The 9331-nt window shown below is 70.5% G+C and carries 4 protein-coding genes and 2 pseudogenes; 1 reads left to right on the forward strand and 5 read right to left on the reverse strand.

Going from position 1 to position 9331, the window contains the following annotated elements; all coding sequences use genetic code 11:
• Positions 1–14: 14 nt before the first annotated feature.
• A pseudogene (locus tag AC08OX_RS10890) lies at positions 15–614 on the forward strand (IS4 family transposase); the annotation flags it as partial.
• Positions 615–749: 135 nt separating this feature from the next.
• Here the strand turns inward: AC08OX_RS10890 and AC08OX_RS10895 are convergent.
• From AC08OX_RS10895 to AC08OX_RS10915, 5 genes and pseudogenes are all read right to left on the reverse strand, one after another.
• Positions 750–1538: a neutral zinc metallopeptidase gene (locus tag AC08OX_RS10895; protein ID WP_476607703.1), complete on the reverse strand. Its 789-nt coding sequence runs from the start codon at positions 1536–1538 to the stop codon at positions 750–752.
• Between the two features lie 216 nt (positions 1539–1754).
• Complete coding sequence (locus tag AC08OX_RS10900) at positions 1755–5249, reverse strand: DEAD/DEAH box helicase (protein ID WP_476607704.1); 3495 nt, start codon at positions 5247–5249, stop codon at positions 1755–1757.
• A 68-nt stretch (positions 5250–5317) separates the two neighbouring features.
• Positions 5318–6520, reverse strand: coding sequence for an alpha-hydroxy acid oxidase (locus AC08OX_RS10905; protein WP_476607705.1), 1203 nt, complete (start codon positions 6518–6520; stop codon positions 5318–5320).
• 96 nt (positions 6521–6616) lie between these two features.
• Positions 6617–8770, reverse strand: a complete 2154-nt coding sequence (locus tag AC08OX_RS10910) for an AMP-binding protein (RefSeq protein ID WP_476607706.1) — start codon at positions 8768–8770, stop codon at positions 6617–6619.
• 115 nt (positions 8771–8885) lie between these two features.
• Positions 8886–9305, reverse strand: a pseudogene (locus AC08OX_RS10915) (AMP-binding protein); the annotation flags it as partial.
• Positions 9306–9331: the final 26 nt, after the last annotated feature.

Below are 9331 nucleotides of genomic sequence, written 5' to 3' on the forward strand. Positions count from 1 at the left end.
CCTTAACGCTGGCGATGTGGCTGTTCTTCGATGACGACTACGAGGAGGTCATGGAGAAGCTTGTCGCGGGCCTGAAGGTGTTCGGCTGGTGGCGGGACTGGGAGGTCCCGACCGGAAGCGGTCTCACGCACGCGCGGAAACGGCTCGGGGAGGAGCCGCTGCGCGTGCTGTTCGAACGGGCAGCGGAACCGATCGCGCATCCCGGCTTGAAAGGGGCGTTCCTGGCCGACCGGCGGCTGATGGCGATCGACGGGTTCAGTCTGGATATCCCCGACACTCCCGCCAACCGCGAGGAGTTCGAGAAGCTCCAGAACGGATCGAAGGCCAGCGCCTACCCGAAGGTCCAGGTTCTCGGGCTCGTCGAGTGCGGGAGCCGTGCGTTTCTCGCCGCCGGGCTCGGTGGATGCCGAACAGGTGAGACCACGCTGGCCCGCCAGATCCTGAGCCGGCTGGAACCCGGCATGCTTGTCATAGCCGACCGTAGTTTCTACGGCTACGAGCTGTGGTGCGCCGCCGCGGAGACCGGCGCCGACCTCCTGTGGCGCGTCAAGGCGAATCTCACCCTTCCCGTGCTGGAAAGCTTTCCCGACGGCTCCTACCGCTCCGTCCGGCCAACACCGGCGTGCACGTCGTCGCTGCCGCAGTCGAACTGGGCGACGGCGACGAAGCGATCAACCGGGCCAGCCAGGTTCACATCACCTCAGACCTACCGAAGATCCGCGCCTGCCACCACTACTGGCGTATCTGGGTCAGAACAGCGGCACGCTTCCGCTCTTGGACTGGCCGAGCCGGTGGCAGGTGTCGCTGTCGCGCAGGTAGCCGAAGGAGAAGGCCTGGGCGCGTTGACGGGGGGTGCCGTGGGCGCCGGGGGCGGAGGCCGCCTCCTGGTCGAACCAGCCGCTGTCGCGGGTGTCGCCGATGCTGTAGAACAGCAGCGCGCCCTGCAGCGCGTCGGTGAACGCGATGCGCTTGGCGTCGTGCGCGCTCTTGGCCTGGCGGCCGGCGAAGCAGTCGGCCTGGTTCTCCTCCGCGCGCGACACCACGCCGATCGTCCCGCCGATCCGGTTGCCCCGATGGCCCAGCTCGTGCATGATCACAAACAGCGGGTAGGACGCTCCACCCGCCTGGAACAGCTCCGTCATGAAGTCGACGCTGTAGGCGACGGTGTCGTCGAGCTGGCAGTACAGTGCGTTGTCCGCGAACTGCTTGGGATCGTTCACCTGCGCGCCGCAGGCGTCCCGCGGAACCTGGCCGTCCCGGTAGGGGACGAACCGCGGTGGTGTCCACGCGTCGCCGAGTTCGCCGTGCCAGAAGCTGTTCGTGCCGCCCGGGCAGCCGACCGGTTCGGAGAGGAGTTTCTCGACCCCGGCGAGGTCGGTCACCCTGCCCCCGCACTCCCCGGCGGCCGCGATCGGCACCGCCGACGTGCTCACCGATGTCCCCGCCGCGGCCGCGTCCGCCGCGGGGGACGCATTGCAGCCGGTCAGTACCCCGACGGACACGACGATCGCGGCCAACGCCGCCCAGATGACCCGCACGAGGCATCACCGTAGAGGTCCGCCCCGGTGCGTGGAACCCGACGTCGTCACCCTGACAGGCGCCGACGCCCTGACCTCGCCTAACTGCCGGTCGACGGCCCGGCCACAGGCCCCGATGGGCGCCCATCAGTGGAACCAGGCGAACCGCTGGAACCGGGTGAACCCGCCCGCGCCCGTCAGGCCACCGGCCACGAGGCAGGGGGCGGTCCGGGGGCGTCAGGCGAACAGCTCGCGGATGTCGTCGGCGTCGAGCGTCGAGCTGAACACGTCACCGTCGTCCATGACGCTGGAGAACAGCCGCGCCTTCCGGCCCTTCATCGCCATCACCTTCTCCTCGATCGTGTCCCGGGCGACGAGGCGGTAGACCATGACGTTGCGGGACTGCCCGATGCGGTGCGTCCGGTCGACCGCCTGTTCCTCGGTCGCGGGATTCCACCACGGATCGAGCAGGAAACAGTAGTCCGCCTCGGTCAGGTTCAGGCCGAACCCGCCGGCTTTCAGGCTGACGAGAAAAACCGGGGCCGACCCCGTCTTGAACCGCTTGAGCACGGTGGACCGGTCGCGGGTCCGGCCGTCGAGGTAGCAGTGCTCCACACCGAGGGCGGACAACCGTTCGCGTACCTTGCCGAGAAATCCGGTGAACTGGCTGAAGACCAGGGCCCGGTGACCACTGTCGACAACGTCGGTGAGCTGCTCGAACAGAGCGTCGATCTTGGCGCACGGCAGGTCTGCGTGGTGGTCGTCCACCAGGCCGGCGTGCAGGCTGAGCTGGCGCAGCAGGGTCAGCGAGCGCAGGATCGTGAAGCGGTTGCGGTTCATGTCGTCGACCAGGCCCAGCACCTTCTGCCGTTCCCGTTGCAGATAGGTCTGGTAGAGCCTGCGGTGCCGCGGGTGCAGGTCCACCTCCAGGACCTGTTCCTGCTTTGGCGGGAGCTCGGGCGCCACCTGTTCCTTGGTGCGGCGCATCATCAGCGGCCTGATCCGCCGTCGGAGCTGGGCGAGCAGCTCGACGTCGTTCTGCTTCTCGACCGGCCGGGCGTAGTAGTCGCGGAAGCGGATCGGGTTCGGGAACAGGCCGGGCGCGGCCACCGACAGCAGCGACCACAGCTCCATCAGGTTGTTCTCCATCGGGGTCCCGGTGACGGCCAGTTTGAACGGCGCCGGCAGCAGCCGGGCGCACCGGTAGGCCTTCGCCTGGTGATTCTTGATCATCTGGGCCTCGTCGAGGATCAGGCCCGACCAGGCCAGGCTCGCGTACTCCTCGTGCTCGAGGCGGAAGAGCGTGTACGAGGTGATCACCAGGTCGGCGCCCGACACCGCCTCGTCGAGGGCCTCGCCACGCCGCCGCTGCGTGTCGCGGATCGCCACCGTTCGCAGCCCGGGCGCGAACCGGGCCGCCTCCGCGGCCCAGTTCGACACGACGCTCGTCGGCGCGACGACGAGGAACGGCGCGAGCTCGGGATCGGCCTGCCGGGCGTGGCAGACCAGCGCCAGCGTCTGCAGCGTCTTTCCCAGGCCCATGTCGTCGGCGAGCACCCCGCCCAGCCGGTACTTCCACAGGAACGCCAGCCACCGGAAACCGTCGAGCTGGTAGGAGCGCAACGTCGCCGCGAGCGTCGCCGGCGGCTCCTGTTCGAGCTGGCCCTCGGCACCCAGCTCCAGCAGCCCCGTCACCTGCTGGCGCCACGACTGCGCCTGGCGCTCGACCACACCGAGCCCGGCGAGCTCCTCCCACAGCCCGACCTGGAACCGACTGATCCGCAGCGGACCGCCGGGTGAGTCCTGCAGCGCCCGCGCCTCCTCGATCAGCCGCCGCAACGACTGTAGCTCGGGCTTCTGCAGGCTGAAGTAGGCGCCGTCGGCGAGGAGCAGGTGCGACTGCCCCTGGCTCAGCGCCAGGAAGACGTCCGTGAACGGCACCTGCCGGCCCTCCACGGTGACGGTGACCCCGAGATCGAACCAGTCGGTCTCGCCCACCACGTCGTCGGTGGACAGGCCGATGAGCAGCGAGTCGCCGGCCTCCCGGTAGGCCGCGGGGTCACCGCTGACCTCGACGGCCACCCCGGGCCGGTCCGCCAGCAACGGGAGCAGCTCCGTCGTCGCGCGCATCGTGTCGACGCCGCGCAGCCGCACCCGTGGCCGCAGACCGGAACCCTGGTCACCGGCGAGCAGGGCGGCCGTGCCGGAGGGCAGATCCAGCGCCGCCAGCACGCCCCGCAACGCGTCCTGCTCCTGGCGCGGATCCCGTAACCCGTCCGGTTCCGCGGCGGGCGGCGTCGCGGCGGGCAGCATCGTGCCGTCCGGTTCGGTGCCGTCCGGTTCCGTCGCGTACAGCGGCACGTGGATCCGCTCGCCGCCGACCTCGTAGGCCCATCCCCAGCTGAGGTCGAGCTCGTGGTCATCGCCGTAGGAGGCGTGCAGCACCAGGGCCGGCGGCGGCACCTCCGGCGGCTCGAAGGAACCGTCGCTGGACACGACGGGGGCCAGGCGCCGCAGGCGCGGGTAGAACTCCGCGCGGAAGCGGGACTCCTCGCTGCGGGGCACCCGCAGGCTCCCGTTCCCGACCGCCATCCGCTGCAGCCGTGGCGGCACCGGCTGGGCGAGCCGCGCGAGCCGGACGTGCCAGTCCCGATGGTCGTCGGAGGCCAGGACCTCCGCCCGGTCGACGTACACGACGCCGTGGCCGTCGCGGCCGATGAACGAGAACACGGCGGCGTCCGTCGCCGTCCCGCCGAGGCGGAGCAGAGGAGCCACGACCAGCGACTGCGTGCTCTCGTCCTGGGTGACGTTCAGGCACAGCTCCGCGGAACCGTACCGGCTCACGTCGCCGAGCTTCTTGCGGGCATGCACGAACCGGAGGCCGACCGCCTCGGCCTCGTCGAGCATCGACCAGAGCTGCCGGCTTTCGAACGCGCAGAGATCGAGTCGTTTCGCGCCGCCGGAAGAGTAGGAGGAGTAGTACGAGTACCCGTACCGCTCCTCATGGGCCCGGTACACGGCGAAGAACTCCTGCAGCAGCCGTACCTGCGGCTGCTGGTACTCGCGGGTCTGGTACGCCGCGTTGAGGACGTCCCACCCGATGGCGTTGACCCAGCCGTTCCGGCCCGGCTGCACCAGCCGGGCCGTGACCCGCAGGCCCAGCTCGGACCCGCCGCCGTGGGCCGGCGGATCCGCCGTGAAGCTCAGCTCGACGGCCAACGGCGTCGTCCCGCCGGCCCCGCCATGGCCGCCGCCGACGGCGGGCGAGGAACCCAGCAGCTCTCCCAGGTCCTCGGTCCAGGCAGCCGACCGGGACGGCCGGGGCCGAGCCTGCCGGGGCCGAGCCGACCGCGGGGAGGACCCGGACCGCCGCGCCGATGGGCCGGGGGCCGCCGCCGCACCCGTTGCCGCGCTCGCCGTGGCCGTCGCGCCTGTCGTGGCCGTCAGCACCAGTGCCACGACGTGCTTGCAGTCGGCGCCCACCGGGCAGGTGCACGAGCCGTACTGGAACGTCCAAGAGGACGGACCGTCACCCGAGAACTGCGCGTTCGTCGCGTAGACCTCGCCGCCGCTTCCACGCACCCGGCCCTGGAGGGTGTTCTCGTCGGGGTCCCAGTCGATCCTCGTAACCGCGCTCTGCTGGGCGTAGTGCACACCTCTGGCATACGAACGTTCGCTGACGGCTGTCCGGAGACCGGCGGTGCCGGGTCCCTGCCACGACACGGAGAGCATGCCGTTAAGGTAGCAGGCGGTGACGGAAGGTCGCCAAGCAGCCCAGCTCGGCCGTCGACAGGCATGGCCTATCGCGTCGACGGTGAGAGGGTGCTGGGGATACGTGCGCCCGAGACGAGGCTGCGGTCGAGGTCCGCCACGGTCGCGGCGCCGAGCAGCGCCATCGCGTGGTCGAATTCCACGCGTAGCAGTTCAATCATCCGTAGGACACCGGCCTCGCCGCCCGCGGCGAGGCCGTACAGGTAGGGCCGACCCACGAAGACCCCCGCGGCGCCGAGGGCCAGCGCCTTGACCACGTCGTTGCCTCGCCGGACACCTCCGTCGAGGAACACCGTGAGTCTGCGCGCCGCCGCGTCAACCACCTCCGGCAGGATATCGATGGTCGCGGGGAGGCCGTCCAACTGCCGCCCGCCATGGTTCGAGACCACGACACCGTCGACGCCCAGCTCGACGAGCCGGTCGCATTCGTCCCCGCGCATCAGGCCCTTGAGGAGCAACGGGCCTTCCCACAACGACCGGATCCGCTCGACGTCCTCCCAGGTGACGCAGTCCGACGACGATTTGATTGTCGCTCGGGTCTGGTTGAGGCTTAGCCGGGACGGGCCGCCGGGACGGCCGGCGCCGAATTGGCCGCGCATGAAGTCGAATTTGCCCATGAAGTCGAATTTGCCGCGGATGAAATCGGTCGCCCACGCCGGCTTGCTGGCCCCCTGCAGCAGCATCTTGGGATGCGGCGGCCGACTCATGAGCTTGTTGCGGGTGTCGCGCTCACGGTTGCCCAGGACCGGCGTGTCGATGGTGATGGCCAGGGCCCGGTAACCCGCCGCCGCGATCCGCCGGACGAGGTTCCCGACCTCGGCGCGGTTGGGGGGCAGGTAGAGCTGATACCACAGCGTGCCGGTCGAGCGCGCGGCGACATCCTCGAGCGGGAAGGCTGCCACGGTGCTCTGCATGTACACGATGTCCGCCCGCGCCGCGGCCCTCGCCACAGCGATCTCCGCGGACGACCGCGCGAGGCGGCCCGCGCCCGTGGGCGCCAGCATGATCGGCATCGACAGCCGCTCGCCGAACACGGTAGTCGAGAGGTCTCGTGTGGCGACGTCGGCGAGCGGCCGTGGGCGGAACTCGATGCGGTCGAACGCCGTGCGGTTACGCCTGAGCGACACCTCGTCGCCGGCGCCGCCCTCCATGGCGTCGAAAACCGCCCGGGGAAGCCTGCGGCGCGCCAGTTCCCGGAAGTCCTCGACATTGATTGCGTCCTGCACCCTCACGAACACGGACCTTTCGCTGTCGGCCTGGCCACGGGATCGCGTTCTCCCGGTCGCCAGGACTGCCAGTCACTCCGAAAGCACTCAAGCGGCAGCCGTTCACGCCTTGCGGGAGCTGGTACAGCCAGCGAGGACCGCCCGGATGTCGGCCGCGATCTCGCTTACGACGGGTTCGCGCAGCACGGTGTCGTGGTCGCCGCCCACGGTGCGGTAGGTCGTCTCGCCGGTCAGCAGCGGGCGCCAGGCCTCCGTACGGTGCGGCGGCGAGGCGGCAGCCAGGTAGACTAGCGCCCGCCCGTTCCAGGGCTTGGGCCGGTAGAACCTCGTGAGCACCCGCGACTGGTTGTAGAAGACGTCGTACTGGTTCATGCCCTTGAACTGAACGACGCCAGCCAACGGGAGTTGGGCCGCCTGCCGGGCCCAGCCGAGCAGGACCCGTGCGGCAGCCCCCGCGCGCGCCGGGCCCATAGCCGATCCCCCCGCACGGTCCAAGGCTGGAGCCGGATTCGAGCTCCTGGTCGGGCCCCCCGGAACTGGAAGCTGAGAGGGCTGTACTCCTCCCGCGAAGACGCCGGAGGACGTGTCGGGCAGGAAGCTGTCGATGAGGACGAGCAGTTCGACGTGCTCGCCGGCCTCGGTGAGGAGTCTTGCGGTTTCGAGGGCGACGAGGCCGCCGAAGGAGTGGCCGGCGAGGTAGTAGGGGCCGGCGGGTTGGAGTAGGCGCAGGGTGCGGGCGTGACGGCGAGCGGCGGCGTAGATGGACCAGTCGGGGAGACCGCGGTATTCGAGGCCGTGGGCTTGGACGCCGTAGACGGGGCGTTCGCCGTCGAAGTGGCGGGCGAAGCCAAGCATGCCGACAGCGAGGCCGCCGGCGCCGCAGAAACAGAAGAGGGGCCCGCCGCTGCTGGTGGTGCGCAGCGGGACGACGGTGGGGTGGCGTAGGACGTCGGTGCCGGCATTGCGCAGGCGGGCGGTGAACTCGGCGACGGTGGGGGCGTTGGCGACGGTGGAGGTGGGGAGTTTGACACCGAGTTCGTCGGCGACCCTGGTGAGGAGCTCTTCGGCGATGAGGGAATCGCCGCCGAGTTCGACGAAGTCGTCGTGGATACCGACGTCGTCGAGGTGCAGGGCGGCGGCCCACACGCCGGCGACGGCCTCCTCCCACTGGTCGCGGGGCGGGTCCTGGCCGGATTTCGGACCGGCGGGGGGTAGGTTCAGTCGGTCGACCTTGCTGCGGTCGGTCCTCGGTAGTGCGGTGAGCAGCATGACGGTGGCCGGCACCATGTAGGAGGGCAGCTTGGCCCGTAGCAGGCGCCTGATCGAGGCCGGTGAGACCCGGGCGCCGGTCACGGGGACGACGTAGGCGACCAGGCGGGCCCGCTGCGTGGTCCTGTCGGCCACGACGACGGCTTCGAGCACATCCGAGCTCGCCAGCAGGGCGGACTCGATTTCGATCGGCTCGACGAGGTACCCGCGGATCTTCACGGCCGCGTCGTTGCGGCCGACAACCCTGAGCTGGCCGCTGGCGTCGATGCGCCCGAGGTCTCCGGTGCGGTAGGTGGGTGTGCCGTCCGGCCCGATGCCGAACCGCGACGCGCTCGCCGCCGGCACCCGCCAGTAGCCCCCCGTGATGAAGTGGCCCATCACGACGATCTCCCCCGTCTCACCGGGCGGCATCTCGATGCCATCCGGCGAGACCACCCTCACCGCGACGTCAACCACCGGCCGCCCGGCCGGCATCACGCCGTCGGGCAGGTCGTCGTCCGACCAGATCGGGGCACAGGTCGCCGTGCCGAGCTCCGAGGCTCCGTAGGAGACCAGGAACGCCGCGGCCGGTGGTAGGTGGTGGCGGGCCAACTCGACGTCGCGGGCGTAGATCGCCTTGCCGACCGACATGACGAATCGGAGGTCGTCGAGCACCTCGTCCGGCTCAAGGCAGCCGAACACAATCCGGATCAGCGCTGGCGTGGCCACGATGCCGGCAGGCCGGGTGGCGCGCAGCCAGTCGGCCAGGTCGCGGACGCCGCGGACCCGAGGGTCGTACATCTCGAGGGTGGTGCCGAAGACCAGGCCACCGACCGTCCGGTTCATCCCCGAGATGAAGGAGTAGGGCAGGAAAAGCGGCAGACGGTCGCCCGGAACCAGCCGCATCACGTCCTGGACCTGGATGGCGTAGTGGATGCCCAGCAGGGCGCGGTGGTGCCACACGACACCCTTCGGTACTCCGGTCGACCCGGAGGTGAAGATGAGCACGGCTGGATCGGTATCGGCCCGGCGCAGTCGACGCCACCCGGTCAGCCAGCGCCGGGGACCAGTCGGCGACGCGCTCGTCGCCGACGTCGATAGTCTCCACGATCCCCGGCAGCGCGGCGGCAGCCCGCTGGTCGGCGGAGCCAGTCTGTCCGGTGACGCACACCGAGGCCCCCGCCAGCCCCACGACCTGAGCGAGACGGTCGGTGGGATGCATCCTGTCGAGGGGCACGCAGGGCCGGCCGCTCGCGATGACGCCCAGGACGGCGGCGATCCCGCTCGCGCCGTGGGGCAACAGCACCGCGACGGGCGTGTCCGGGTCAGCCGCGGCGGGCTCCCGAAGGATGCGGCCGGCGACGACGTTCACCCAGGCGACGAGCTGGGCGAAGGTAACGGCACGGTGTTCGTTGCGGACCGCCACGACGTCGTGGCAGACCGCGGCGACGGTGCGGATCCGATCGACGACGTTTCCGAACCGGTCGTCGGGACGCAGCGGCGGCGGCACCGGCACCGCCTGGGTGACCTGGCCTTTCCTCATGTCAGGCCTTTCCTCGCGCCAGCCAG

The sequence above is a fragment of the Frankia sp. CoBUL1 genome (genome assembly GCF_978021245.1).

Excerpts from the sequence above, each read along its gene's own strand:
- AC08OX_RS10900 (WP_476607704.1), bottom strand. The coding sequence starts at position 5,249 with ATGCTCTCCGTGTCGTGGCAGGGACCCGGCACCGCCGGTCTCCGGACA.